Source organism: Pseudarthrobacter sp. BIM B-2242 (assembly GCF_014764445.1).
Lineage (GTDB): Bacteria > Actinomycetota > Actinomycetes > Actinomycetales > Micrococcaceae > Arthrobacter > Arthrobacter luteus_A.
Genome location: NZ_CP061721.1, coordinates 3,001,555 through 3,026,133, shown reverse-complemented (window position 1 = coordinate 3,026,133; position 24,579 = coordinate 3,001,555). Strand labels below are relative to the sequence as shown.

At 61.9% G+C, this 24,579-nt stretch carries 30 protein-coding genes; 29 read left to right on the top strand and 1 reads right to left on the bottom strand.

Going from position 1 to position 24,579, the window contains the following annotated elements; all coding sequences use genetic code 11:
• The first annotated feature begins 151 nt into the window (after positions 1–151).
• From rpsL to IDT60_RS23420, 6 genes are all read left to right on the top strand, one after another.
• Positions 152–526, top strand: a complete 375-nt coding sequence (gene rpsL, locus IDT60_RS13905) for a 30S ribosomal protein S12 (protein WP_011692814.1) — start codon at positions 152–154, stop codon at positions 524–526.
• A gap of 1 nt (position 527) precedes the next feature.
• Positions 528–998, top strand: a complete 471-nt coding sequence (rpsG, locus tag IDT60_RS13900; protein WP_026531948.1) for a 30S ribosomal protein S7 — start codon at positions 528–530, stop codon at positions 996–998.
• A gap of 69 nt (positions 999–1,067) precedes the next feature.
• The gene (fusA, locus tag IDT60_RS13895; protein WP_191079473.1) at positions 1,068–3,182 is read left to right on the top strand and encodes an elongation factor G; all 2,115 of its coding nucleotides are present in this window, start codon (positions 1,068–1,070) and stop codon (positions 3,180–3,182) included.
• A gap of 266 nt (positions 3,183–3,448) precedes the next feature.
• Complete coding sequence (tuf, locus tag IDT60_RS13890) at positions 3,449–4,639, top strand: elongation factor Tu (protein WP_164205885.1); 1,191 nt, start codon at positions 3,449–3,451, stop codon at positions 4,637–4,639.
• Positions 4,640–5,170: 531 nt separating this feature from the next.
• Entirely contained in the window at positions 5,171–9,217 is a 4,047-nt protein-coding gene (locus IDT60_RS13885) for a hypothetical protein (RefSeq protein ID WP_191079472.1), read from the top strand.
• 30 nt (positions 9,218–9,247) lie between these two features.
• Entirely contained in the window at positions 9,248–9,373 is a 126-nt protein-coding gene (locus tag IDT60_RS23420) for a hypothetical protein (protein ID WP_255527060.1), read from the top strand.
• Positions 9,374–9,380: 7 nt separating this feature from the next.
• On the opposite strand, the gene IDT60_RS13880 is transcribed toward IDT60_RS23420, so the two are convergent.
• On the bottom strand, positions 9,381–10,817 hold the full coding sequence (locus IDT60_RS13880; RefSeq protein WP_191079471.1) for a GH1 family beta-glucosidase: 1,437 nt from the start codon (positions 10,815–10,817) through the stop codon (positions 9,381–9,383).
• 443 nt (positions 10,818–11,260) lie between these two features.
• On the opposite strand from IDT60_RS13880, the gene rpsJ reads away from it, so the two are divergent.
• The 23 genes from rpsJ (at position 11,261) to map (ending at position 24,447) form a co-directional block, all read left to right on the top strand.
• Positions 11,261–11,569: a 30S ribosomal protein S10 gene (gene rpsJ / locus IDT60_RS13875; protein ID WP_038464699.1), complete on the top strand. Its 309-nt coding sequence runs from the start codon at positions 11,261–11,263 to the stop codon at positions 11,567–11,569.
• A 17-nt stretch (positions 11,570–11,586) separates the two neighbouring features.
• Positions 11,587–12,237, top strand: a complete 651-nt coding sequence (gene rplC, locus IDT60_RS13870) for a 50S ribosomal protein L3 (protein ID WP_108599010.1) — start codon at positions 11,587–11,589, stop codon at positions 12,235–12,237.
• Between the two features lie 4 nt (positions 12,238–12,241).
• A complete protein-coding gene (gene rplD, locus IDT60_RS13865; protein WP_164205889.1) occupies positions 12,242–12,865 on the top strand; it encodes a 50S ribosomal protein L4 in 624 nt (207 codons plus the stop codon).
• The gene (rplW, locus tag IDT60_RS13860) at positions 12,862–13,167 is read left to right on the top strand and encodes a 50S ribosomal protein L23 (protein WP_090950936.1); all 306 of its coding nucleotides are present in this window, start codon (positions 12,862–12,864) and stop codon (positions 13,165–13,167) included. Before rplD ends, rplW begins: the two co-directional genes overlap by 4 nt.
• Positions 13,168–13,196: 29 nt before the next feature.
• The gene (gene rplB, locus IDT60_RS13855) at positions 13,197–14,036 is read left to right on the top strand and encodes a 50S ribosomal protein L2 (protein ID WP_164205891.1); all 840 of its coding nucleotides are present in this window, start codon (positions 13,197–13,199) and stop codon (positions 14,034–14,036) included.
• A 12-nt stretch (positions 14,037–14,048) separates the two neighbouring features.
• Positions 14,049–14,330: a 30S ribosomal protein S19 gene (rpsS, locus tag IDT60_RS13850; RefSeq protein ID WP_011692805.1), complete on the top strand. Its 282-nt coding sequence runs from the start codon at positions 14,049–14,051 to the stop codon at positions 14,328–14,330.
• A gap of 38 nt (positions 14,331–14,368) precedes the next feature.
• A complete protein-coding gene (gene rplV / locus IDT60_RS13845) occupies positions 14,369–14,734 on the top strand; it encodes a 50S ribosomal protein L22 (RefSeq protein ID WP_003803798.1) in 366 nt (121 codons plus the stop codon).
• A complete protein-coding gene (gene rpsC, locus IDT60_RS13840; protein WP_164205893.1) occupies positions 14,735–15,568 on the top strand; it encodes a 30S ribosomal protein S3 in 834 nt (277 codons plus the stop codon).
• A complete protein-coding gene (rplP, locus tag IDT60_RS13835; protein ID WP_108599007.1) occupies positions 15,569–15,985 on the top strand; it encodes a 50S ribosomal protein L16 in 417 nt (138 codons plus the stop codon). It begins immediately after the preceding gene.
• A 2-nt stretch (positions 15,986–15,987) separates the two neighbouring features.
• Positions 15,988–16,317 carry a 50S ribosomal protein L29 gene (gene rpmC, locus IDT60_RS13830; RefSeq protein WP_066293285.1) on the top strand — a complete coding sequence of 110 codons (330 nt, stop codon included), beginning with the start codon at positions 15,988–15,990 and terminating at the stop codon, positions 16,315–16,317.
• Complete coding sequence (rpsQ, locus tag IDT60_RS13825; RefSeq protein ID WP_164205895.1) at positions 16,314–16,622, top strand: 30S ribosomal protein S17; 309 nt, start codon at positions 16,314–16,316, stop codon at positions 16,620–16,622. Before rpmC ends, rpsQ begins: the two co-directional genes overlap by 4 nt.
• Positions 16,623–17,281: 659 nt before the next feature.
• The gene (gene rplN / locus IDT60_RS13820; RefSeq protein WP_024366126.1) at positions 17,282–17,650 is read left to right on the top strand and encodes a 50S ribosomal protein L14; all 369 of its coding nucleotides are present in this window, start codon (positions 17,282–17,284) and stop codon (positions 17,648–17,650) included.
• Between the two features lie 3 nt (positions 17,651–17,653).
• Positions 17,654–18,013 carry a 50S ribosomal protein L24 gene (rplX, locus tag IDT60_RS13815; protein ID WP_024366125.1) on the top strand — a complete coding sequence of 120 codons (360 nt, stop codon included), beginning with the start codon at positions 17,654–17,656 and terminating at the stop codon, positions 18,011–18,013.
• On the top strand, positions 18,013–18,594 hold the full coding sequence (gene rplE, locus IDT60_RS13810; RefSeq protein ID WP_164205897.1) for a 50S ribosomal protein L5: 582 nt from the start codon (positions 18,013–18,015) through the stop codon (positions 18,592–18,594). Before rplX ends, rplE begins: the two co-directional genes overlap by 1 nt.
• 77 nt (positions 18,595–18,671) lie before the next feature.
• A complete protein-coding gene (rpsH, locus tag IDT60_RS13805) occupies positions 18,672–19,070 on the top strand; it encodes a 30S ribosomal protein S8 (RefSeq protein ID WP_191079470.1) in 399 nt (132 codons plus the stop codon).
• An 18-nt stretch (positions 19,071–19,088) separates the two neighbouring features.
• Positions 19,089–19,625 (top strand): 50S ribosomal protein L6, encoded by a 537-nt coding sequence (gene rplF / locus IDT60_RS13800; RefSeq protein ID WP_104042533.1) that lies wholly within the window; start codon positions 19,089–19,091, stop codon positions 19,623–19,625.
• Positions 19,626–19,627: 2 nt separating this feature from the next.
• On the top strand, positions 19,628–20,011 hold the full coding sequence (rplR, locus tag IDT60_RS13795) for a 50S ribosomal protein L18 (protein WP_058931720.1): 384 nt from the start codon (positions 19,628–19,630) through the stop codon (positions 20,009–20,011).
• Positions 20,008–20,739 (top strand): 30S ribosomal protein S5, encoded by a 732-nt coding sequence (gene rpsE / locus IDT60_RS13790; protein ID WP_164205900.1) that lies wholly within the window; start codon positions 20,008–20,010, stop codon positions 20,737–20,739. Before rplR ends, rpsE begins: the two co-directional genes overlap by 4 nt.
• 3 nt (positions 20,740–20,742) lie before the next feature.
• Positions 20,743–20,949 carry a 50S ribosomal protein L30 gene (gene rpmD / locus IDT60_RS13785; RefSeq protein WP_164205902.1) on the top strand — a complete coding sequence of 69 codons (207 nt, stop codon included), beginning with the start codon at positions 20,743–20,745 and terminating at the stop codon, positions 20,947–20,949.
• On the top strand, positions 20,950–21,444 hold the full coding sequence (rplO, locus tag IDT60_RS13780; protein ID WP_051628706.1) for a 50S ribosomal protein L15: 495 nt from the start codon (positions 20,950–20,952) through the stop codon (positions 21,442–21,444). It abuts the gene before it with no gap.
• A gap of 218 nt (positions 21,445–21,662) precedes the next feature.
• Positions 21,663–22,973, top strand: a complete 1,311-nt coding sequence (secY, locus tag IDT60_RS13775) for a preprotein translocase subunit SecY (RefSeq protein ID WP_164205906.1) — start codon at positions 21,663–21,665, stop codon at positions 22,971–22,973.
• Positions 22,974–22,978: 5 nt separating this feature from the next.
• Positions 22,979–23,548, top strand: a complete 570-nt coding sequence (locus IDT60_RS13770; protein WP_191081956.1) for an adenylate kinase — start codon at positions 22,979–22,981, stop codon at positions 23,546–23,548.
• Positions 23,549–23,619: 71 nt separating this feature from the next.
• Entirely contained in the window at positions 23,620–24,447 is an 828-nt protein-coding gene (map, locus tag IDT60_RS13765) for a type I methionyl aminopeptidase (protein ID WP_191081955.1), read from the top strand.
• The last annotated feature ends 132 nt before the right edge of the window (positions 24,448–24,579 follow it).

Here is a 24,579-nt window from a genome sequence, read left to right as displayed (position 1 = left end):
GTTGCGGGTTAGGTGCGCAACGAATGCCACTCTTTTGCACGCCTAGGCACGATTCGAGACACCAAGGCTGCAAGGACAACGCCAAAACCGATGCGATGACGGCTGACGCCTGGATGTATCGGTAGAGATCAAACCAACGGAGAACACGAGAGTGCCTACGATTAACCAGCTGGTCCGCAAGGGCCGCACGCCTAAGGTCAAAAAGACCAAGGCTCCTGCCCTGAATGGCAGCCCGATGCGCCGCGGTGTTTGCACCCGCGTTTACACCACCACCCCCAAGAAGCCGAACTCGGCTCTGCGTAAGGTCGCACGTGTGCGCCTCAACGGTGGCGTGGAAGTTACTGCCTACATCCCCGGTGTAGGCCACAACCTGCAGGAGCACTCCATTGTGCTCGTTCGCGGTGGTCGTGTTAAGGACCTTCCGGGTGTCCGTTACAAGATCGTCCGTGGCGCCCTCGATACCCAGGGTGTGAAGAACCGTAAGCAGGCACGCAGCCGTTACGGCGCAAAGATGGAGAAGAAGTAATATGCCTCGCAAGGGTCCGGCCCCGAAGCGGCCGCTCGTACTAGATCCCGTTTACGGCTCCCCGCTGGTCACCCAGCTCATCAACAAGGTGCTCGTTGACGGCAAGAAGTCCACCGCAGAGCGCATCGTTTACGGTGCCCTCGAAGGCGCCCGCGCCAAGTCCGGCGGCGACCCCGTAGCAGCCCTCAAGAAGGCCATGGACAACGTCAAGCCTTCCCTCGAGGTCCGCTCACGCCGCGTTGGTGGCGCCACCTACCAGGTTCCGGTTGAGGTCAAGCCGGGTCGCTCGACCGCCCTCGCCCTGCGTTGGCTGGTTGGCTACTCCAAGGCCCGCCGCGAAAAGACCATGACCGAGCGCCTCCAGAACGAAATCCTGGATGCCTCCAACGGTCTCGGTGCCGCTGTGAAGCGTCGCGAAGACACCCACAAGATGGCCGAGTCCAACAAGGCCTTCGCACACTACCGCTGGTAATACTTCCCGGACGCCGCCGGCTCACCTGAGCCGGCGGCGAACGTGCAGTCCATCCGAAAGGGAGACACCGTGGCACAGGACGTGCTTACAGACCTTAGTAAGGTCCGCAACATCGGCATCATGGCCCACATTGATGCCGGCAAGACCACCACCACCGAGCGCATCCTGTTTTACACGGGTGTGAACCACAAGATCGGCGAAACGCACGACGGCGCTTCGACCACTGACTGGATGGAACAGGAAAAGGAACGCGGCATCACCATCACGTCTGCCGCCGTGACCTGCTTCTGGGAAAACAACCAGATCAACATCATCGACACCCCCGGCCACGTTGACTTCACCGTTGAGGTTGAGCGCTCACTGCGCGTCCTCGATGGCGCTGTCGCCGTCTTCGATGGCAAGGAAGGTGTTGAGCCGCAGTCCGAGACCGTTTGGCGCCAGGCTGACAAGTACAACGTTCCGCGCATCTGCTTCGTCAACAAGATGGACAAGCTCGGCGCTGACTTCTACTTCACCGTCGACACCATCATCAGCCGTCTCGGTGCCAAGCCGCTGGTAATGCAGCTGCCCATCGGTGCCGAGAACGACTTCATCGGCGTCGTCGACCTGCTGTACATGCGTGCACTGGTCTGGCCCGGCGACTCCAAGGGTGACGTCACCATGGGTGCCAAGTACGAGATCCAGGAGATCCCGGCTGACCTCAAGGAAAAGGCTGAGGAATACCGCGCAGCCCTCATTGAGGCCGTTGCAGAGTCTTCTGAAGAGCTCATGGAGAAGTACCTCGAAGGCGAAGAGATTTCCGTCGACGAGCTCAAGGCCGGCATCCGCAAGATGACCATCAACTCTGAGCTCTACCCGGTGTTCTGTGGCTCCGCGTTCAAGAACCGTGGCGTTCAGCCGATGCTCGATGCTGTCATCGACTACCTGCCGAACCCGCTCGACGTCCCGCCGATGATCGGTCACGATCCCCGCGACGAAGAGAAGGAACTGACCCGCAAGCCGTCTTCCGAAGAGCCTTTCTCGGCTCTGGCGTTCAAGATTGCCGCGCACCCGTTCTTCGGCCAGCTCACCTTCATCCGCGTGTACTCCGGTCACGTGGAAGCAGGCGCACAGGTGGTCAACTCCACCAAGGGCAAGAAAGAGCGCATCGGCAAGCTGTTCCAGATGCACGCCAACAAGGAAATGCCCGTTGAGGGCGCTACCGCCGGCCACATCTACGCAGCCATCGGTCTGAAGGACACCACCACGGGTGACACCCTGTGCGACTCCGCCAACCAGATCGTTCTCGAGTCCATGAGCTTCCCGGAGCCCGTGATCTCGGTTGCCATCGAGCCGAACACCAAGGGTGACCAGGAGAAGCTCTCCACGGCCATCCAGAAGCTCTCCGCTGAGGACCCGACCTTCCAGGTCTCCCTCAACGAAGACACTGGTCAGACCATCATCGCCGGCATGGGCGAGCTCCACCTGGACATCCTGGTGGACCGCATGCGCCGCGAATTCAAGGTCGAGGCGAACGTCGGCAAGCCGCAGGTTGCTTACCGCGAAACCATCAAGCGTGCAGTAGAGCGTCACGACTACACGCACAAGAAGCAGACCGGTGGTTCGGGTCAGTTCGCAAAGATCCAGATCGCGATCGAGCCGATGGACACCGCCGACGGCGAGCTGTACGCGTTTGAGAACAAGGTCACCGGTGGCCGCGTTCCGCGCGAATACATCCCGTCCGTTGACGCGGGTATCCAGGATGCACTGAACGACGGCGTCCTGGCCGGTTACCCGGTTGTTGGCATCAAGGCAACGCTGATTGATGGCGCTTACCACGATGTTGACTCCTCGGAAATGGCGTTCAAGATCGCCGGCCGTATGGCTTTCAAGGAAGCTGCACGCAAGGCGAACCCTGTTCTGCTCGAACCGCTGATGGATGTCGAAGTCCGCACCCCTGAGGAATACATGGGTGAAGTTATCGGCGACATCAACTCACGCCGTGGCCAGATGCAGTCCATGGAAGATGCACAGGGTGTCAAGGTCATCCGTGCGCACGTCCCGCTGTCCGGCATGTTCGGCTACATCGGTGACCTGCGTTCGAAGACCCAGGGCCGCGCTGTGTACTCCATGACGTTCAACAGCTACGCCGAGGTCCCGAAGGCAGTTGCCGACGAGATCATCCAGAAGACCCGCGGCGAATAGTCCTTCGGACTTTCACAGCGACAAACTCGGGTGCGTTTCCGCTTAGCGGAAGCACACCTGGTGCAGATGGCCGGAACCGGGTCAGGACGCAGTCCCGGTTTTGGCCGGTTCCTGGCCATCTGCACGAACAGGCACTAGGCACTAGTATTAGTTCCTGAATCTGCAATTTCACCAATCCAAAGCCCCCCAAGTAGACTTACCTGAGTTTCTGCCGCGATAAGCGCGGTTGAAGGGTAAGTCATTTGAAAACGTTCTAGGAGGAACCTGTGGCAAAGGCAAAGTTCGAGCGGACTAAGCCGCACGTTAACATCGGCACCATTGGTCACGTTGACCACGGTAAGACGACGTTGACGGCCGCCATTTCCAAGGTGCTGTACGACAAGTACCCGACTCTCAACGAGAAGCGTGACTTCGCGTCCATTGACTCTGCTCCCGAAGAGCGTCAGCGCGGCATTACCATCAACATCTCCCACGTTGAGTACCAGACCGAGAAGCGCCACTACGCACACGTAGACGCTCCGGGTCACGCTGACTACATCAAGAACATGATCACCGGTGCTGCTCAGATGGACGGTGCAATCCTCGTGGTTGCCGCCACTGACGGCCCGATGGCTCAGACTCGCGAGCACGTTCTGCTCGCCCGCCAGGTTGGTGTTCCCTACCTGCTGGTCGCGCTGAACAAGTCCGACATGGTTGACGATGAGGAACTGCTGGACCTCGTTGAAATGGAAGTTCGTGAGCTCCTCAGCTCGCAGGGCTTCGATGGCGACGAAGCACCGGTTGTCCGCGTTTCCGGCCTGAAGGCCCTGGAAGGCGACCCCGAGTGGGTCAAGTCCGTTGAGGAACTCATGGAGGCCGTGGACAACTCTGTTCCGGACCCCATCCGCGACCGCGACAAGCCCTTCCTGATGCCGATTGAAGATGTCTTCACCATCACCGGCCGTGGCACCGTTGTAACGGGCCGCGCCGAGCGTGGAACCCTCGCCATCAACTCCGAGGTCGAGATCGTCGGCATCCGCCCGGTCCAGAAGACCACGGTTACCGGTATCGAGATGTTCCACAAGCAGCTCGATGAAGCATGGGCCGGCGAGAACTGTGGCCTCCTGCTCCGCGGTCTGAAGCGTGATGACGTAGAGCGTGGCCAGGTTGTCGTCAAGCCGGGTTCCATCACCCCGCACACCGACTTCGAGGCTAACGTCTACATCCTCTCCAAGGACGAAGGCGGACGTCACAACCCGTTCTACTCCAACTACCGCCCGCAGTTCTACTTCCGCACCACGGACGTAACCGGCGTTATCACCCTGCCGGAAGGCACGGAAATGGTTATGCCTGGCGACAACACTGAGATGACCGTTGCGCTCATCCAGCCCATCGCCATGGAAGAGGGCCTCGGCTTCGCTATCCGCGAAGGCGGCCGCACCGTTGGTTCAGGCCGTGTCACCAAGATCATCAAGTAACCACTTGCTGATCTAGGATCAGGAGCCCGCTTGCCGGGTCCTTGAGACTTATCAACAGCCCCGCTGCGTATCTTCGCAGCGGGGCTGTTGTTTGCTATGGTTAATCCACTCATTGGATTAATTGTGCAGGCTGCTGCGCCGTAGAGAGGGATCGCCGTGAGGGACGAAATGTTTGAAGCGGGCTACCGCGCCGGGCACCTCCAAGGGTGGCTAGACGCCATGGCCAAGCTGCAGGCAGAGGACGGGGCACGCCTGGCAACCAGTGAGCCTGTTAGTCCTGCCCCTGCTGAACCGTCCGCAGGGGAGGGGCCGACGGCGGTACGCGGCGATCGTCCTGCTCCGGCTCCGGCAGGAAATGCTGATGTCCCCGTTTCCATGCCGCCAGCGTCACCATGGGCGGCAGTGCGGTCCCCGACTCCAGCCGCGCAGCAGGCCCCGCCTGCGCCTGTAAAAATCCAGTCCCCGCCTGCTTCGCCTGCTTCGCCTGCGCCCCCAGCGGCACCCCTGGTCACCACCCCGAGGTCTTCCATCGTGCCGCCCCAGGCTCCTGCGGCGTCCTTCCGGTCATATCCGGAAACGCCTGCCCAGCGCGAGGCCCGCCGTGAAAAGCGGGACCGCCAGAACATCAACATCACCCTGTATGTGGCCAGCCTTCTGCTGGTCGCTGCTGCCGCACTGTTCATTGGTACCAGCCTTCCTCCGACGATGCGCTTTGCGGGGGTCTGCACCGTGACGGCGCTGTTCTACGGTGCAGGCTTCGTCCTTCACGCCAGGGTCCCGCGGCTTCGGCCTGCAGCGGTGGCATTCACAGGCACTGGCCTCGCCATGGTTCCTGTCGCCGGGCTGGCACTCTACAACTTTGCCCTGCCGGACGGCCCCACCGCCTGGCTACTGACATCGCTGGTGGGCACTGTTGCCTATGTTGCGGCGGCTGTCCGGCTGGAGAGCCGGGTCCTGGTTTACCTGTCGCTGACGTTCGTCGCCTCCACCGCGTTCTCGGGCGTTTCCGTCCTCGGGGGCGCACTGGTCTGGTACTTCGCCGCCCTGATGGGCGTGGCAGTGGTGCTGACCTGCCTGGCGCTGGGACGGCCCGGCTGGTTGCCACCGGTCTATGTCCGGCCTCTGATGGTCCTGCATCCTTACGTCGTCCCGGCCGTCGCTGTGGCGGCCACATGTGTGCCGCTGTATCTGGACAAAGCGGAGTATGCGCTGATCATCGCCCTGTGCGGGATCTACTTCGCCCTGATGGCTGTGGTCCAGGGTCCGCTGGGGCTCCGAAACTTCTACCTGGCCCGGGCTGCCCTGACTGTGGCGGCCGCAGTCGCAATCTGGGACCTCACCGGCCGGGGGAGCGACGCACTGTTGGCCCTCTGCGTCCTGCTTGCAGTCCAGGCATTTGGGTTGGTACTGCTGACGGACCGGTTAGCCACAAGATTCCCCGAGGCGGCGCAGCGACTGCAGGCCCCCGCCGGTTCGGGTTCCGATCCCGGCACGGGCACGGGCACGGGCAGCGCCCGCGGCCGCTGGCCCGCCGATGCTTCGGTGACCTTCGTTCTGCAGCTTGCAGCGGCGGCCGCCTACGGTATCGCTGAGGCTACTGCGGGTCTCTTCCGCAGCCTTACCGGCCAAGGCTCGTTGCAGGTGGATGGACCCGTGCCCCTCTGGGTTCCGGTGCTGTTGGCGCTGGTGACGGGCATGGTCCTGGCGGCCCGGTGGCCGGGCCGGACCGAATGGCCGCCGGCGGCTGCCCTGGTCCTTGCCGGGCTGGCGTCCCCGTCCATGGGTGACTGGCCGTTTGCCGTCATGCTGTTCCTCGGCGCTGCCTACTGGGCTGCCCGGGCAGCATTTGCGTCAGGTACATTCCGCGGTCGGCTTGTACTGGGAGCCCGGGTCGCTTTGACGCTGGCGGTGCCCGTGACTGTAACAGCTGTCGTTGACCATGGTCCGGCGCGGGCTGAAGCCGCGGCATTCGCGCTCTTGATAGCACTGGTGTGCCAGCAACTCCTGACTGCCCTCCTGCAGCGGTCAGGCGTCAAGACCGTCGCGCCGGAGGCAACGCTGGGTGCTTTCGCGGGTGCTGGAGCCCTGGTCCTGATCGGGCTGCCGTTCCTTGAGACCTTGCCGGCCCACGAACTGACATTTGTTGCCCTGCTCATCCAACTGACGGCGGCCTTGGCCATCGGGTTGCTGCTGGTTCCCCGGCCCGCCGCGGACAAGGACTGGTCCGCGACCGTATGGGAAGCCATGCCGCTGGCCATGTCCCTGGTTACCGCAGCCGTAGCCTTCCGGTTGGTCTCCCAGGGTGCCGGAAACGTAGTTCTGATCCTGGTAGTTGCCTATCTGGCGATCATTGCGGTTCAACTGCCGCTGCGTCAGCACCGCTGGGCGTACTGGTGGTTGGCCCGGGCAGGAGCAACGGTCCTTGCCCTGACCGCCTTCCGCCAACTCCACGACGAGGCGGGTCCGGTGGTCATCGCGGACGAGGCGCTCCGCCCCGCCACGGTCCTCGTGACAGTATTGGCACTCCAGGTGGGCTTGCCTCTGCTGGCCACCGCCCGCCGTCGTGCTCCCCGGTGGGTCCTCGCGGATGCCGGCGCTGTGGTCGTCATGCAGGTGGTGGCCACCGCCAGCCTCGCGCAATCGATGTCCACGGGCTGGCAGGCCACTTCCGCCGCCGTGCTTACAGCCCTGGGCGCTGCGGCGTCCGGCTACTTCCTCCGCAGGGAGACCGGCGCCGTCTGGCTGGCGCCGTTCGCGTTTGGTTCGCTGCTTGTCTTCAGTGACGGCAACCTCCTCAACGTAGAGCTGATACTCGGCATCTTCGCCGTGTATGCGGCAGTGATGGTGGTGGCCGAGCCGGAGCGCCTACGGAAGGGCTGGTACTTTGTCGCCGCCCGCGTGCTGACTGCCGCCCTGGCGCTGGTCCTCAGCTACGACATCTCCGCTTCCCCCACAGTGGTTTCGCTGACCTTCGCCGTGGTGCTCGCCGCCCAGCATGCGGTCCGGTGGGCGATGCGCGCACGGCTGGCCGAGGTTCCGTTCCAGCAGGCAGCCGTTTGGATCACGCTGGCGGGCCAGGCGCTGCTGCCGCTTGTGTATGTGGCAGGTCGGGGGAGCGCACGGCTGCAGGCGGGGGAGGACGACGGCGGCCGCTGGGTGGTGCTGCTGGAACTGCTGATGCTCCTGGCTTCCGCCGTCGTTGCCAGGAAGTTCTTCGGCGCGCGCGGTGCTCTTTACTTCACCGTATACGCTGCGCTGTTCGGGGTGCTGAGCCTGGGTCCGCTGTTCACCTTCGGCGGGACACACCTGGCGGCGGCCATACTGAGCCATACCGGAACTGCCGTCGTCCTGCTGACCGTGGCGTTAGTTGCGGTCGCTGCGGGCATCCTGCGTCGGAGGCTGAACGTTGGCACAGAGGACAGCGAGCATTGGCTCTGGCTGGTAACCGCTGGCTCCTTCGCCGTTGCCGGCCTGGTTCTCGCACCGTTGGCGGAAGACTGGGTCACCGGCGCCGCCGTCCTGGTGCTTTCGGCTGTGTTCTTTGCGGCGTCGCATGTCGAAGGCCAGCCGCTGCTGTATCCGCTGGCGGCTGTGGCGGCACTAAGCGGTGCCATGGCACTGGCGGCGGAGTCCATCCCGGACCAGACCGGCGTTTGGGGCAACTTCCTGCCGTGGCTGGCCGGCGCAGGCTCGGCAGCCATAGTGCTTTACGCCGTGCGGCTGGTTCGTGGTACGCCGCTGCAGTCCGATCCGGTACGCCGCTGGGCCCTTGCCGGGGCAGCCTTCGTGGCAGTCATCCTCGTGGCCATGGCCGGAGTTCCGCACGATGAAACCTCCTGGACGGCGGCAGCCGTCCTGGCTGCCGCCGTCGCGATTGCCTACCATGAGGCTCCCGTGAGCGCCCGCCGGGTTGTGCTGGAAGCCGGCGCGCTGGTGCTGACCGCCGCGGTCCAGCGGGCCGCAATCTTCGTCCTGGATGGACCGGGCCGGCTCAACAGCCGCGGATTCGGTGACCTGCCGGATCCCTTCTGGGTGGTCCAGTGGTACGTGCTTTTGGCTGCCGTCCTCGGTGGCTTGCGCTACTTCTCCGGCGACCGCGCGGCCGGGCGGATCCTGGTGGGAGCAGCTGCCTTGTTGCTGTCGTTCAGTGGCCTGGGTGTGGTGTTCGGCGGCACCGGTGCGCAGCAACTGTGGATACTGGTGCTGTTCGCGGCCCTGCTGGTGGCCGGGCTGATTGTGGGCGAGCGGCTTTTTGTCTGGTGGGGAGCGGCCGGAGTGGCGGCCTGCATTCTGTGGGCGATGAGGAACTACACGTTCGTTCTCCTGGCGCTGGTGGCCGTGGGACTCATCGTGTTTGCCGTCTGGCGGCTCAACCGCACGTCCACTGCGGCGCCGGAAGCCGGACCAAATACGGGACCAAACACGGGACCGAACGCCGGACCAGGCAGTGGACCGAATACGGGGCCAGGCAGCGGGCCGGAGGCAGGACCGGGACCCTCGGGGACGCCAGGGTCCGGCAACCCCCACGCTGGTGATCCTCACCCAGGCAACCACCGGGAACCGTCAGGCCGGCACTGATACTGTTGCTAGCAGCGAGAGGAGTACATCATGGAATTCCTGATTTTTCTGGTCATCGTTGTTGCCGTGGTCGCAGGAGTGTTCTGGGCCAAGAAGCATTTCCGCAACGAGATTGACCGCGCAAAGCGCATCAACCGCGCCAACAAGAACCAGTAGCCAGGCCTTAGCCGGCCAGCGGTTTCCGGGCCTGGCTCAGTGCCTGGTACCAGTAGAACGATTCCTTCGGCGTGCGCTCCAGGGTTTCGAAGTCCACGTGGACCAGGCCAAACCGCTGAGAGTAGCCGGCAGCCCACTCAAAGTTGTCCATCAGCGTCCACACGTAATAGCCGCGTAGTTCTACGTCGTCAGCGATGCCCCCGGGGGCTGTGGCCTCCATAGCATGCTGCAGATGTGCCGCGATGTAGTTGATCCGGGGCTGGTCTGGCACGGGGCCGGTGACATGTTCGGGCTCCGGGAAGCTGGCACCGCTCTCCGTGATGTAAATCGGCGGCAAAGCATCCTTGTAGCGGTCCTTGAGTTCACGCAGCAGGATCCCCAGATGATCCGGAGCCACCGGCCACCCGAAACCCGTTGTCTCGTACTCATCAAACGGCACCTGGTGGGCCGGAATCTTGATCATCGCTTCCGCCGGAACCGTCAGGTCTTCGCCGGTGCCCTGCCCGGCCGCAACTTTCACCGGCTGATAGTAGTTCACCCCGTAGAAGTCCACCGGCTGATGGATGGTGCGGAGATCTGCGTCGGAAATCCTGGGCAGCGAACGCAGCCACGGCTTCGCAAGCCGGAGAGCGAAAGGGTACCGGCCAAGCAGGAGAGGATCCGCGTAAATCCGGTTCAACATCATGTCGAAGACCTTGGCAGCGGCCCTGTCGGCAAACTTTCCTGTTGCTGGGCGAACGGGGGAGTGCAGGTTGGTCACGCCAATGCTGCCGCGGACCCCCTCCGCACGCAGGGCCTGCACAGCCAGGCCGTGTGCCAGCAGCTGGTTGTGGACGGCAGGAAAAGCGTCAAAAAGAAGGTAGCGCCCGGGGGCATGGGTGCCCAGGGCGTAGCCGTTCAGTACAACGGACGCGGGCTCATTGAGCGTGACCCACTGGTCTATGCGGTCACCAAAACGCCGGCCGGCCGCAGCTGAATATTCAGCGAACCTTTCGGCCGTGGCCCTGTTCATCCAGCCGCCGCCGTGTTCCAGAGGCAGGGGCGTATCCCAGTGGTACAACGTCGCCATGGGCGAGATGCCCGCGTCAAGAAGCTGGTCGATCAGCCGGTCATAGAAATCCAGGCCCTGCTCGTTGAAGGGGCCGCGGCCATCGGGCTGGATCCGGGGCCAGGAAAGCGAAAAGCGGTAGGAATCGACTCCGAGCTCCCGCATGAGCGCCACATCTTCGGCCGAGCGGTTGTAATGGTCGCAGGCCATTGCCGGCGAGTGGCCGTCCCAGATGGCTCCGGGCTTCTCCACGAAAGCATCCCAGCCTGAGGGGCCCCGGCCGTCGGTGGCCAGGGCACCTTCAATCTGGAACGCGGCCGCGGCTACTCCCAGAGTGAAGGAGGGCGGCAGGCGGCCGGCCAGATCCTGAATGGAAACGTCATTTTCGACGGTCATGACCCCATCATCCATTCGGATGTTGGGGAAGGCAATGGCCTCCGACCGGAGACTCACGGGCCCGGACGCTGAGGGCCGACGGCGCCGTAGGGAGGCGCCGGGCTGCAGATTCGCTTCTCCGCACAATATCCGGCATACTAGATGAGTTGTTCAAGCGCTTCTTCGTGTCCCGATCCGGATAATGCCGGGTGTCAGGGTCCAAGTGGAAGCCCAAACATAACCCACTCCCCATGGAACTGCGGATTTGTATGCGTGCTAAGCGCGACACGCCCGACCGCGGGGGTCGGTTACGTCGGCAGGTTGAGGAACCCGGATTCATCCGGATTCAGCTTGTGCGGCGGGTGGTAGTTCAGACTTCAAATGCTTCGGCAGCCACATGCAACACGAAAGTGAACAGAGCAGCCCTACTCAGAGCAGCACTAACTGAAAGAGAGTCAGGCGACATGGCGGGACAAAAAATCCGCATCCGGCTGAAGTCATACGACCACGAGGTCATTGACGTTTCAGCCCGGAAGATCGTTGAGACGGTCACGCGCGCAGGCGCAACGGTAGTTGGCCCTGTGCCGCTGCCTACGGAGAAGAACATCTACTGCGTAATCCGCTCTCCGCACAAGTACAAGGACAGCCGCGAGCACTTTGAAATGCGCACGCACAAGCGTCTTATCGACATCATCGATCCCACGCCGAAGGCTGTTGACTCGCTTATGCGTCTCGACCTGCCGGCCGACGTGAACATCGAAATCAAGCTGTAGGGAGGTGCTGAGAGACTATGACCGCAACCCGTAACGTAAAGGGCCTGCTGGGCACGAAGCTCGGCATGACCCAGGTCTGGGACGAGAACAACAAGCTCATCCCCGTCACTGTGGTCCAGGCAGATTCGAACGTCATCACCCAGCTGCGCAACGCAGACACTGATGGCTACGTAGCTGTACAGATCGGCTACGGCCAGATCGATCCCCGCAAGGTCACCAAGCCGCTGGCTGGTCACTTTGAAAAGGCAGGCGTCACGCCTCGCCGCCACGTCGTCGAACTGCGCACTGCAGATGCTGACACTTACGAGCTGGGCCAGGAGCTTTCTGTTGAGCTCTTCGAAGCCGGCCAGAAGATCGACGTCATCGGCACCACCAAGGGTAAGGGCTTCGCCGGCGTTATGAAGCGTCACGGCTTCCACGGCGTTGGAGCTTCCCACGGTGCCCACAAGAACCACCGTAAGCCCGGTTCAATCGGTGGCGCATCCACCCCGAGCCGCGTCTTCAAGGGCATGAAAATGGCCGGCCGCATGGGCGCCGTTCGTCACACCACGCTGAACCTCACGGTTCACGCAGTTGACGTCGAGAAGTCGCTGCTCCTGATCAAGGGTGCCGTCCCCGGCGCCCGCGGCCAGGTCGTACTCGTACGCACCGCCGTGAAGGGAGCCTAGTTAAATGACTAGCACTGTCAAGGTTGACCTGCCTGCAGAGATCTTCGACGTTCAGACCAACGTGCCGCTGCTGCACCAGGTCGTCGTTGCCCAGCTCGCTGCTGCTCGCCAGGGTACCCACAAAACCAAGACCCGCGCCGAGGTTTCCGGTGCAGGTCGCAAGCCGTTCAAGCAGAAGGGCACCGGCCGCGCCCGTCAGGGTTCAATCCGTGCTCCTCACATGACCGGTGGTGGCGTTGTCCACGGTCCCACACCGCGTGACTACAGCCAGCGCACCCCCAAGAAGATGATTGCTGCTGCCCTGCGCGGCGCACTGTCTGACCGGGCCCGCAACGGACGCATCCACGTTGTTGCTGAACTGGTGGAGGGCACCAAGCCGTCCGTCAAGTCCGCACTTGCAACGCTGCGCGGAGTTTCCGAGCGCAAGAACCTGCTGGTTGTCATCGAGCGCGCCAACGATGTTGCAGCACTTTCCGTGCGCAACCTCGCCGGTGTTCACGTTCTGTACGCAGACCAGCTGAACACCTACGACGTACTCGTCTCTGACGACGTTGTCTTCACCAAGGCTGCCTACGAAGCATTCGTTGCTGACAAGGCAGTAGCAAAGAACGAGGAGGATGCCAAGTGAGTGCAGCCACCATCAAAGACCCGCGCGACGTCGTGCTTGCACCCGTCGTATCGGAAAAAAGCTACGGCCTGATCGATGAGGGCAAGTACACCTTCCTGGTGGACCCCCGCTCGAACAAGACCGAGATCAAGCTGGCCGTGGAGAAGATTTTCTCCGTCAAGGTCGAATCGATCAACACCATCAACCGTGCCGGTAAGCGCAAGCGCACCAAATTCGGATGGGGTACCCGCAAGAGCACCAAGCGTGCAATTGTGAGCCTCAAAGAAGGCACCATCGACATCTTCGGCGGTCCGCTCTCGTAGCGGAGACCACTTTAACGAGGAAATAAACTATGGGAATCCGTAAGTACAAGCCGACTACACCGGGCCGTCGTGGCTCGAGCGTAGCGGACTTCACCGAAATCACGCGGTCAACGCCGGAAAAGTCGTTGGTACGTCCGCTGCCCAAAAAGGGCGGCCGTAACAACACCGGTAAGATCACCACCCGTCACAAGGGTGGTGGCCACAAGCGCCAGTACCGTCTGATCGACTTCCGTCGCCACGACAAGGACGGCGTCAACGCCCGCGTTGCCGAAATCGAGTACGATCCGAACCGCACGGCTCGCATCGCCCTCCTGCACTACGTTGATGGCACCAAGCGTTACATCATCGCCCCGAACAAGCTGTCCCAGGGTGACGTCGTTGAGGCAGGTGCCGGTGCTGACATCAAGCCCGGTAACAACCTGCCCCTGCTCAACATCCCGGTCGGTACCGTAATCCACGCAGTCGAACTGCGTCCGGGCGGCGGCGCCAAGATGGGCCGCTCCGCCGGCGCATCGATCCAGCTTGTTGCCAAGGAAGGCCGCTTCGCCCAGCTGCGTCTGCCTTCCGGCGAAATCCGCAACGTTGATGTGCGCTGCCGCGCAACCATCGGCGAGGTCGGCAACGCCGAGCAGTCGAACATCAACTGGGGCAAGGCCGGCCGTATGCGGTGGAAGGGCGTTCGCCCGACCGTCCGTGGTGTCGCCATGAACCCGGTTGACCACCCGCACGGTGGTGGCGAGGGTAAGACGTCCGGTGGACGTCACCCCGTCAACCCGAACGGTAAGCGTGAGGGCCGCACCCGCCGCCCGAACAAAGAGAGCGACAAGCTTATTGTGCGTCGTCGTCGTACTGGCAAGAACAAGCGATAGGAGCCTGGACACATGCCACGCAGCCTGAAAAAAGGTCCTTTCGTTGACCAGCACCTCTTTGTGAAGGTGGACAGGGAAAACGAAAAGGGCACCAAGAACGTCATCAAGACCTGGTCCCGCCGTTCGATGATCATTCCCGACATGCTCGGGCACACGATCGCCGTGCACGACGGACGCAAGCACATCCCGGTGTTTGTCACTGAGTCGATGGTCGGGCACAAGCTCGGCGAATTCGCTCCCACGCGGACATTCCGCGGCCATGTCAAGGACGACCGTAAGGGCAAGCGCCGCTAGGCGCCTGCACTTACGTCAAAGACGAGAGAAGGAAAGCAATGGAAGCCAAGGCAATTGCGCGTCACATCCGCGTAACGCCTATGAAGGCCCGGCGCGTCGTCAACCTTGTTCGTGGTAAGCAAGCGAATGAGGCTCTGGCAATTCTGAAGTTTGCCCCACAGGCAGCTTCAGAGCCGGTATTCAAGGTAGTTCAGTCGGCAATCTCCAACGCCCGGGTCCTCGCGGACCGCGACGGTGTTGCGTTTGACGAAGGTGACCTCATCATCAGCGAAGCGTTTGTTGATGAAGGCCCGACCATGAAGCGGTTCCAGCCGCGCGCCCAGGGTCGTGCATTTCAGATCAAGAAGCGCACGAGCCACATCACCGTGGTAGTCGCTACCCCGGAGAAAGAGGAGGCTCGCTAAGTGGGACAGAAAGTTAACCCGCACGGGTTCCGACTCGGCATCACCACCGATCACGTATCGCACTGGTTTGCTGACAGCACCAAGGCCGGCCAGCGGTACAAGGACTTCGTTCGCGAAGACATCCGTATCCGCCAGCTCATGTCCACGGGCATGGAGCGCGCCGGCATCGCCAAGGTTGAAATCGAGCGCACCCGTGACCGTGTCCGCGTGGATATCCACACGGCACGTCCCGGCATCGTCATCGGCCGCCGCGGCGCTGAAGCAGACCGCATCCGCGGCGAGCTTGAGAAGCTGACGGGCAAGCAGGTTCAGCTGAACATCCTCGAGGTCAAGAACCCCGAGATGGAAGCACAGCTTGTTGCCCAGGGCGTTGCTGAGCAGCTGACTTCCCGCGTGGCTTTCCGCCGTGCGATGAAGAAGGCCATGCAGTCCGCACAGCGTGCAGGTGCCAAGGGCATCCGTATCGCTTGCTCCGGTCGACTGGGCGGCGCTGAAATGTCCCGCTCGGAGTTCTACCGCGAAGGCCGTGTGCCCCTGCACACCCTCCGTGCGAACATCGACTACGGCTTCTACGAGGCCAAGACCACCTTCGGCCGCATCGGCGTGAAGGTCTGGATCTACAAGGGTGACGTCACCTCCAAGGAACTGGCTCAGCAGGCAGCTGCTGCTCCGTCCCGTGGCCGCGGCCCCAGCGATCGTCCGGGCCGCCCGGGTGGCGCTGACCGTGGTGACCGCCGCCGTCGTACCGACCGTCCGGCAGCAGAGGCAGCTCCGGCTGCCGCCGCTCCGGCAGTTGAGGCTGCACCCGCTGCAGTAGAAGGAGGACAGGCTTAAATGCTTATCCCACGTCGAGTCAAGCACCGTAAGCAGCACCACCCGGGTCGCTCCGGAACTGCTACGGGCGGCACCAAGGTCTCGTTCGGCGAGTACGGCATCCAGGCTCTGAGCCCGGCATACGTCACCAACCGTCAGATCGAATCTGCCCGTATCGCGATGACCCGCCACATCAAGCGTGGCGGCAAGGTCTGGATCAACATTTACCCGGACCGTCCGATCACGAAGAAGCCGGCCGAAACCCGCATGGGTTCCGGTAAGGGTTCACCGGAGTGGTGGGTCGCTAACGTCAAGCCGGGTCGGGTTCTCTTTGAGATCTCCGGCGTCGAAGAATCGGTAGCTCGCGAGGCCCTGCGCCTGGCAATCCACAAGCTCCCGTTGAAGGCACGCATTTTGCGTCGCGAAGGTGGTGAATAGAAATGGCAGTAGGATCCAAGGAACTTGCATCCGCACAGCTGGACACGTTCGACAACGAGCGCCTCGTTGAAGAACTCCGTAAGGCTAAGGAAGAGCTGTTCAACCTGCGTTTCCAGTCCGCCACCGGTCAGCTGGAGAACCACGGTCGTCTGCGCGCGGTAAAGAAGGACATCGCACGCATCTACACCGTTCTCCGTGAGCGCGAGCTGGGCATTCGTGCCGAGGTTGCCGCACCGGTTGTGGAAGCCAAGGAAGAAAAGAAGTCCAAGAAGGCCGCAACCAAGAAGGCCGAAAAGGCTGAAACGGTTGAGACCGAGGAGGATGCCAAGTGAGTGAAAAGGACGAGAACGTGACGGAAACTGTTTCCGCAGCAGCTACGGCTGGCGAACGCGGTTACCGTAAGACGAAGCGTGGCTACGTGGTCTCGGACAAGATGGAAAAGACCATCGTTGTCCAGGTAGAAGACCGCGTAAAGCACGCTTTGTACGGCAAGGTCATCCGCCGCAACACGAAGATCAAGGCTCACGACGAAGAGAACACCGCCGGCATCGGCGACCTCGTTCTCCTCGCCGAGACCCGCCCGCTGTCCGCCACCAAGCGGTGGCGTCTGGTTGAGGTCCTCGAAAAGGCCAAGTAACACCTGCCCGCAGGTATTGCACGGAAACCCCCGTTCCCTTTTGGGAGCGGGGGTTTCCCGCGTTAACCGGGGGAGTAGCAACTGGGCCGCCCGGCACGCGGCGGGCCAAAACGTGGCGTGGGTGCCGCCGTCGTCCGCCCCTCCACCCCGGACGCTCTCTCACTTAACGTGGAATTTCCTTGGACGCTCTCTCACTTTCTTCAAGAAAGTGAGAGAGCGTCGGCCGAAAACCCGCATTAAGTGAGAGAGCGTCCGACGGCGGGTGGCCGGGATTTCGGGGGAGCGGCACCCGGGGCGGGCCAGCAGCGTGCGGTGCGTGACGTCGTCGGTGGTTCCCGTGTGCTGTCGGCGGCGAATGGGCAGGGACAGCTGCTCTGTGATATGGGAGCTGGGCCAAACTGTGCTAAGATTTTGAGTTTGTATGGCGCCTTTCGTGTGCCGACATCAACCTCGTAAACAATCGTGCCACGGCATAGTGCCCCCTAGCGCTTCGGACCTGTCCGGAACCGCCTGGGAAGCAAATGTTTTTGGCACGGGAGTTTAGGCCTGGTCTGGCAAAATCCAGGCAGGTCAAGAGACACCCCGATCAACCGTTCCGCAAGGCTCATTCCGTAGGAAGATTTTCGGTCTGAGAACCGGCGCGACGCAAGGAGTAAATAGTGATTCAGCAGGAGTCGCGACTCAAGGTCGCCGACAACACGGGTGCTAAGGAAATCCTTACCATTCGCGTTCTCGGTGGATCTGGCCGTCGCTACGCAGGCATTGGCGACGTTATCGTCGCTACCGTCAAGGACGCAATTCCGGGCGGCAACGTAAAGAAGGGCGATGTTGTTAAGGCAGTCATCGTCCGTACCAAGAAGGAACGCCGCCGTGCGGATGGTTCCTACATCAAGTTTGACGAGAACGCAGCTGTGATCCTGAAGGCTGACGGTGACCCCCGCGGTACCCGTATCTTCGGACCGGTTGGTCGTGAACTCCGTGACAAGAAGTTCATGAAGATCGTTTCTCTGGCTCCGGAGGTGCTCTAGTCCATGGCTAAGATCAAAAAGGGTGACCTCGTTCAGGTCATCACTGGCGCCAAGGCTGAGCGCGGCGGCGACAAGGGTAAGCAGGGCAAGGTTCTGCGCGTATTCCCGGAGACCAACCGCGTGTTGGTTGAAGGCATTAACCGCGTAACCAAGCACACCAAGGTCGGTCAGTCGCAGCGCGGCACCAAGACCGGTGGCATCGAGGTCGTCGAAGCTTCGATCCACATCTCCAACGTGGCTCTGGTTGACCCGTCCACCAAGAAGCCCACCCGCGTCGGTTTCCGCACCGAGACCGTTGAGCGCGATGGCGTGAAGCGCGAAGTGCGTGTCCGCGTGGCCAAGAGCTCCGGGAAGGACATCTAATGACTGAGACTCTCGAGACTCCGGCAACGAAGATCGTTCCTCGTCTGAAGACCAAGTACGCCGATTCCATCAAGAGCACGCTCATTGAGGAATTCAGCTACAACAACGTCAATCAGGTTCCCCGCCTGGTGAAGGTCGTTGTGAACATGGGTGTTGGAGATGCCGCCAAGGACTCCAAGCTGATCGACGGCGCTGTCCGCGATCTGACCCTGATCACCGGCCAGAAGCCGCAGGTAACCAAGGCCCGCAAGTCGATCGCACAGTTCAAGCTGCGCGAAGGCATGCCCATCGGCGCACACGCAACTCTGCGTGGAGACCGCATGTGGGAATTCCTGGATCGTCTGGTCACGCTGGCTCTGCCCCGTATCCGCGACTTCCGCGGCCTCAGCGGCAAGCAGTTCGATGGCAATGGCAACTACACCTTCGGTCTGACCGAACAGGTTATGTTCCACGAAATCGACCAGGATTCCATCGACCGCACCCGCGGCATGGACATCACGGTTGTTACCACTGCCAAGACCGATGACGAAGGCCGTGCGCTGCTGAAGGCGCTTGGTTTCCCGTTCAAGGCCGAAGACTAATCTAGCTACGTAACAGGTCCTTCGCTGAGGCTTTGCCGCAGCGAGGAAACCGTTATGAGGAAGGGCAAGAGCCCACAATGACAATGACAGATCCTGTCGCAGACATGCTTACGCGTCTGCGCAATGCAAACTCGGCATACCACGATTCCGTGTCCATGCCGTACAGCAAGCTCAAGGCACGCGTTGCCGACATCCTGAAGGCCGAAGGTTACATCGCCTCCTGGAAAGAAGAAGACGCTGAGGTTGGCAAGAAGCTGACCCTCGAGCTCAAGTTCGGACCGAACCGCGAGCGTTCAATCGCTGGTGTTCGTCGTATTTCCAAGCCGGGCCTGCGTGTTTACGCAAAGTCCACCAACCTCCCGCACGTGCTCGGTTGCCTGGGTGTCGCAATCCTGTCCACCTCTTCCGGCCTCTTGACTGATAAGCAAGCCGGCAAGAAGGGCGTGGGCGGCGAAGTCCTCGCCTACGTCTGGTAACGGGAAAGGAAGAGAATAATGTCACGTATTGGACGTCTCCCCATCACCGTTCCCGCCGGCGTTGAGGTCAAGGTTGACGGCTCTGTCGTCAGCGTCAAGGGTTCCAAAGGCGAGCTGAACCACACTGTGGCCAGCCCGATCGAGGTTTCCCTGGAAGCAGACACCCTGACTGTCGCCCGCCCGAACGACGAGCGCGCCTCCCGTTCACTCCACGGCCTGACCCGCACCCTGATCTCCAACATGATCGAGGGCGTTACCAAGGGCTACGAGAAGAAGCTTGAAATCGTTGGTACTGGTTACCGCGTTCAGGCCAAGGGATCTGACCTTGAGTTCGCTCTCGGCTACAGCCACCCGGTAAATGTCTCCGCACCGGACGGCATCACCTTTGCAGTTGAGACCCCGACCAAGCTCTCTGTTTCAGGTATCAACAAGCAGCAGGTCGGCGAGGTTGCTGCCAACATTCGCAAGCTGCGGAAGCCGGACCCCTATAAGGGCAAGGGCATTCGCTACGCAGGCGAAGTCATCCGCCGCAAGGTCGGAAAGGCTGGTAAGTAACCATGGCCATCTCAATTAACAAGAAGCGTACGAACAAGAGCAAGTCTGCTTCGCGCAGCCGCCGCCAGCTTCGTATCCGTAAGCGCATCTCCGGTACGGCTGTACGTCCTCGTCTGGTCGTCAACCGTTCCGCACGCCACGTATTCGTCCAGGTTGTCGATGACACCAAGGGCCTGACCGTGGCAAGCGCCTCCACACTGGAAGCCGATCTTCGTGCATTCGAAGGCGACAAGACCGCCAAGGCCAAGCGCGTTGGCGAGCTCGTTGCCGAGCGCGCGAAGGCTGCCGGTATCGAAGCAGTTGTCTTCGACCGCGGTGGTAACAAGTACCACGGCCGGATTGCCGCTGTCGCTGACGGCGCACGTGAAGGTGGGCTGTCACTGTGACGGAAGCAAACAACGAAAAGGACACTGTGTCTGCAGATCAGAAGGCGACTGAAGCCGTAGCTGCTCCGGCCACTGAGACCACTGCTCCCGCAGCCGCTGCCGATGACCGCCGTGGTGGCGCTCGTCGTGGCGAGCGTGGAGACCGTGGCCAGGGCCGCGGCGACCGTGGTGGCCGTGGCGGCCGCGACGGCGGCCGTGAAGCTGAAAAGAGCCAGTTCATCGAGCGCGTTGTCACCATCAACCGCGTTTCCAAGGTGGTCAAGGGTGGTCGTCGCTTCAGCTTCACCGCTCTGGTCGTCGTTGGCGACGGTAACGGCATGGTCGGCGTTGGCTACGGCAAGGCTAAGGAAGTTCCCGCCGCAATCGCGAAGGGCGTTGAAGAGGCTAAGAAGTCCTTCTTCCGCGTTCCCCGCATTGGCAACACCATCCCGCACCGCGTTCAGGGTGAGGCTGCCGCAGGCGTCGTAATGCTGCGTCCGGCTTCCGCCGGTACCGGTGTTATCGCCGGTGGCCCGGTCCGTGCAGTACTGGAGTGCGTGGGCATCCACGACATCCTCTCCAAGTCGCTCGGTTCCTCGAACGCCATCAACATCGTTCACGCGACCGTTGATGCACTGAAGCGCCTCGAAGAGCCGGCAGCAGTGGCAGCACGCCGCGGCCTGCCCCTCGACGAGGTTGCTCCGCCGGCAATGGTGAAGGCAATCCTGAACCAGAAGGCGGGTGTCTAAGTCATGGCTAAGAACCTGATTCCCTCCGACGCTCAGTTGGAGATCACTCAGATCAAGTCCGTCATTGGCGGCAAGCAGAACCAGCGCGACACCCTGCGGTCCCTCGGCCTGAAGCGGATCGGACACACCGTTGTCCGCACCGCCGACGCCGTGACCGTTGGAATGCTCAACACGGTTCCGCACCTGGTACAGGTAGAGGAGGCGAAGTAAATGGCAGAGAAGAACACTGCTGAGAAGGCACAGGGCGCGGCTGCTGAGAAGCAGAACGCTCTGAAGGTCCACCACCTGCGTCCCGCCCCGGGTGCCAAGACCGCCAAGACCCGTGTGGGTCGTGGTGAAGGTTCCAAGGGTAAGACCGCCGGTCGCGGTACCAAGGGTACGAAGGCCCGCTACCAGATCAAGGCTGGCTTTGCCGGCGGCCAGTTGCCGCTGCACATGCGCCTGCCGAAGCTGCGCGGCTTCAAGAACCCGTTCCGGGTTGAGTTCCAGGTTGTAAACCTGGACAAGCTCAACGAGCTGTTCCCGGAAGGTGGCGCAGTCACCGTGGAGAACCTGGTCGAAAAGGGTGCCGTTCGCAAGAACCAGCCCGTTAAGGTGCTGGGCACCGGCGACATCACCGTCAAGGTTGACGTCACGGCCCACGCATTCTCGGCCAGCGCCGCAGAGAAGATTGCTGCAGCAGGCGGAAGCACCACCGCTCTCTAGTAGACGGTGGGCATAAGCCCGTTGTGAACTCCCGGTGTGCAGGACCCCAGGGCCCTGCACGCCGGGAGTTTCTTCATATCCGCCTGCCGAAAATTTCCTGCCGCCCGTCGCGCGGTTGACCTTGCGGATTATTCGCATGGCCAATCCACCCGTTAGACTCGGTTGTTGGGATTATTGACCCCCATCACACCACGCTTATTAACAACACAGGAGGACGCTTGCTTAGCGCATTTGGCCGGGCCTTTCGCACGCCTGATCTGCGACGCAAGTTGTTGTTCACGCTGGGAATCATCACAATCTTCCGCTTGGGTGCCTTCATTCCCTCGCCTGGTGTGAACTACCAGAATGTCCAGCAATGCTTGCAGAACGGTCAGACAGCAGGCGGGCTCTACCAGCTCGTCAACCTGTTCAGCGGCGGTGCCTTGCTTCAGGTGTCCATCTTCGCCCTGGGCATCATGCCGTATATTACGGCCAGCATCATCGTGCAGCTGCTCCGGGTGGTTATTCCCCGGTTCCAGCAGCTGTACGAAGAGGGCGCCTCCGGGCAGTCCAAGCTCACGCAGTACACGCGGTACCTCACCATCGCACTGGGCCTGCTGAACGCTACGACGCTGGTGTCGCTGGCCCGTTCAGGCCAGCTGCTGCCAGGCTGTGCACTGCCGATCATCCCGGATAACAGCATTATCACCACAATCCTGCTGATCATCACCCTCACCGCCGGCACCGGACTCATCATGTGGATGGGCGAGCTCGTCACCGAGAAGGGTGTGGGCAACGGCATGTCGCTGCTTATCTTCACCTCCATCGCGGCGACCTTCCCCACTTCCCTGGGCGCCATCTGGAGCTCGCAGGGTCCGGGCACGTTCTTTATGGTCCTGGCCATCGGCCTTGTGACCGTTGCCCTGGTTGTGTTCGTGGAGCAGTCCCAGCGCCGCGTTCCGGTGCAGTATGCCAAGCGCATGATCGGACGCCGCACGGTAGGCGGCACCAGCACCTACATTCCCATCAAGGTGAACATGGCCGGCGTGATCCCCGTGATCTTCGCTTCCTCCATGCTTTACCTGCCGGGACTTATCTCGCAGTTCAACCAGCCCAAAGCCGGTGAACAGCTTCAGCCGTGGGTTGAGTGGATCAACAACAACCTGACCCGTGGCGACCACCCGATCTATATGGCGCTGTACTTCGCCATGATCGTGTTTTTCACATACTTCTACGTCGCGATCACCTTCAACCCAGAAGAGGTCTCCGACAATATGAAGAAGTACGGCGGTTTCATTCCGGGTATCCGTGCCGGTAAACCGACCGCGGACTACCTGCAGTACGTGCTCTCCCGGATCACGCTGCCCGGCGCCCTGTACCTGGGCTTCGTGGCGCTGATTCCATTGGTTGCACTGGTACTGATCAACGCGAACCAGAACTTCCCGTTCGGTGGCACCTCGATCCTGATCATGGTGGGCGTTGGCCTTGAAACCGTCAAGCAAATAGATGCGCAACTACAGCAACGTCACTACGAAGGGCTTTTGCGATGACGAAAATGTTGATTATTGGACCGCCCGGTTCCGGTAAAGGAACCCAGGCAGAACGTATTTCCGAGCGCCTCGGTGTCGTGGCGATCTCCACCGGTGATATCTTCCGCGCGAATGTAAAGGGCGAAACGCCCCTTGGCATCGAAGCCAAGAAGTACATGGACGCAGGGGACTTCGTTCCGGACAGCGTGACCAACAAAATGGTCCGCGACCGCCTCAGCAAGGACGACGTCGAAAACGGCTTCCTCCTGGACGGCTACCCGCGCACCACCGCGCAGGTTGACTACCTCGACGGGATCCTCGCGAACAGCGAAGAAAAGCTCGACGTCGTCCTGCAGCTCACGGCCGACGACGAGGAACTCGTTGCCCGCCTGCTTGGCCGCGCCAAGGAAACCGGCCGGAGCGACGACAACGAAGCCGTAATCCGCCACCGCCTTGACCTGTACCACGAGCAGACCGAGGCCGTTGTGGCCAAGTATGCCGAACGCGGCATCCTTACCCAGGTTGACGGCATCGGCGGCATCGACGAGGTCACCGACCGCGTGATGTCTGCCATCAAGGCAGCACAGGCCGCCTGAGTCAGGCAAACAGTATTTCGAGGCTCCTCCCGGCACCCCGGGAGGAGCCTCAGCCATTGAGAGGACACACCATGGCCTTCGGCCAGCCCCGTATCGAATACAAAACCAACGCCCAGATGCGCACCATGCACGAGGCCGGCCTGGTCTTGAGCCGTGCACTGGATGCTGCCGTTGCAGCGGCCGTGCCCGGCGTCACCACCAAGCACCTGGACGACGTCTTCGCCGCGGTGCTGAACGAAGCCGGCGCCAAGTCCAACTTCCTTGGCTACCACGGATTCCCGGCCACCGTCTGCACGTCCGTGAACGAGGAAGTGGTGCACGGCATCCCCGGCGGCCGTGTCCTGAACGACGGCGACATCATCTCGATTGATGGCGGCGCGATTGTTGACGGCTGGCATTCGGACTCCGCGCGGACAGTCATCGTGGGCACCGCAGATCCGGAGGACCAGCGGCTCTCCGATGTCACCCAGGCAGCCATGTGGCACGGCATCGCGGCGCTGGCCAAGCGCGGCCACGTGGGAGACGTCGGCGCAGCCATCGACGACTACGTCTCGTCGGTTCCGGGCAAGCCGCTGGGCATCCTCGAGGACTACGTGGGCCACGGCATCGGCTCAGAGATGCACATGGCGCCGGACGTCCTGAACTACCGGACCAGTCACCGCGGCCCCAAGGTCAAGGCCGGCCTATGCTTGGCCATTGAACCCATGCTGGTCCGCGGCAGCATCGATACCGCCGTCCTGGCGGATGACTGGACCGTGGTGACCACCGACGGCAAGCGCTCCTGCCAGTGGGAGCATTCCGTGGCTGTCCACGATCGGGGGATCTGGGTTCTCTCAGCTCCCGACGGCGGGGCGGAGCACCTGGTGCCGCTCGGCGTCACGCCTGTCCCGATCCCGTAGGCTTCGGCGCACCTGAGGACACGCGTTTTCCCCTACGACGCAGAAAATCCCTGGCGACACCCGAATACGGGTGTCTCCAGGGATTTTATGTGTCCCGGGCGACTTTGCGCGTCGAAACCGGGCCGGGCCGTG

Bases quoted from the DNA above. Each gene is read 5' to 3' on its own strand.
- rpsG (WP_026531948.1), top strand. From the start codon at position 528: ATGCCTCGCAAGGGTCCGGCCCCGAAGCGGCCGCTCGTACTAGATCCC.
- rplX (WP_024366125.1), top strand. From the start codon at position 17,654: ATGGCTAAGATCAAAAAGGGTGACCTCGTTCAGGTCATCACTGGCGCC.
- rplF (WP_104042533.1), top strand. From the start codon at position 19,089: ATGTCACGTATTGGACGTCTCCCCATCACCGTTCCCGCCGGCGTTGAG.
- rplC (WP_108599010.1), top strand. From the start codon at position 11,587: ATGACCGCAACCCGTAACGTAAAGGGCCTGCTGGGCACGAAGCTCGGC.
- IDT60_RS13770 (WP_191081956.1), top strand. From the start codon at position 22,979: ATGTTGATTATTGGACCGCCCGGTTCCGGTAAAGGAACCCAGGCAGAA.
- rpmC (WP_066293285.1), top strand. From the start codon at position 15,988: ATGGCAGTAGGATCCAAGGAACTTGCATCCGCACAGCTGGACACGTTC.
- IDT60_RS23420 (WP_255527060.1), top strand. From the start codon at position 9,248: ATGGAATTCCTGATTTTTCTGGTCATCGTTGTTGCCGTGGTCGCAGGA.
- rplD (WP_164205889.1), top strand. From the start codon at position 12,242: ATGACTAGCACTGTCAAGGTTGACCTGCCTGCAGAGATCTTCGACGTT.
- rpsS (WP_011692805.1), top strand. From the start codon at position 14,049: ATGCCACGCAGCCTGAAAAAAGGTCCTTTCGTTGACCAGCACCTCTTT.
- rplB (WP_164205891.1), top strand. From the start codon at position 13,197: ATGGGAATCCGTAAGTACAAGCCGACTACACCGGGCCGTCGTGGCTCG.
- rplO (WP_051628706.1), top strand. From the start codon at position 20,950: ATGGCAGAGAAGAACACTGCTGAGAAGGCACAGGGCGCGGCTGCTGAG.
- rplR (WP_058931720.1), top strand. From the start codon at position 19,628: ATGGCCATCTCAATTAACAAGAAGCGTACGAACAAGAGCAAGTCTGCT.
- rplV (WP_003803798.1), top strand. From the start codon at position 14,369: ATGGAAGCCAAGGCAATTGCGCGTCACATCCGCGTAACGCCTATGAAG.
- rpsJ (WP_038464699.1), top strand. From the start codon at position 11,261: ATGGCGGGACAAAAAATCCGCATCCGGCTGAAGTCATACGACCACGAG.
- rplE (WP_164205897.1), top strand. From the start codon at position 18,013: ATGACTGAGACTCTCGAGACTCCGGCAACGAAGATCGTTCCTCGTCTG.
- IDT60_RS13880 (WP_191079471.1), bottom strand. From the start codon at position 10,817: ATGACCGTCGAAAATGACGTTTCCATTCAGGATCTGGCCGGCCGCCTG.
- map (WP_191081955.1), top strand. From the start codon at position 23,620: ATGGCCTTCGGCCAGCCCCGTATCGAATACAAAACCAACGCCCAGATG.
- rpsH (WP_191079470.1), top strand. From the start codon at position 18,672: ATGACAATGACAGATCCTGTCGCAGACATGCTTACGCGTCTGCGCAAT.
- rpmD (WP_164205902.1), top strand. From the start codon at position 20,743: ATGGCTAAGAACCTGATTCCCTCCGACGCTCAGTTGGAGATCACTCAG.
- rplP (WP_108599007.1), top strand. From the start codon at position 15,569: ATGCTTATCCCACGTCGAGTCAAGCACCGTAAGCAGCACCACCCGGGT.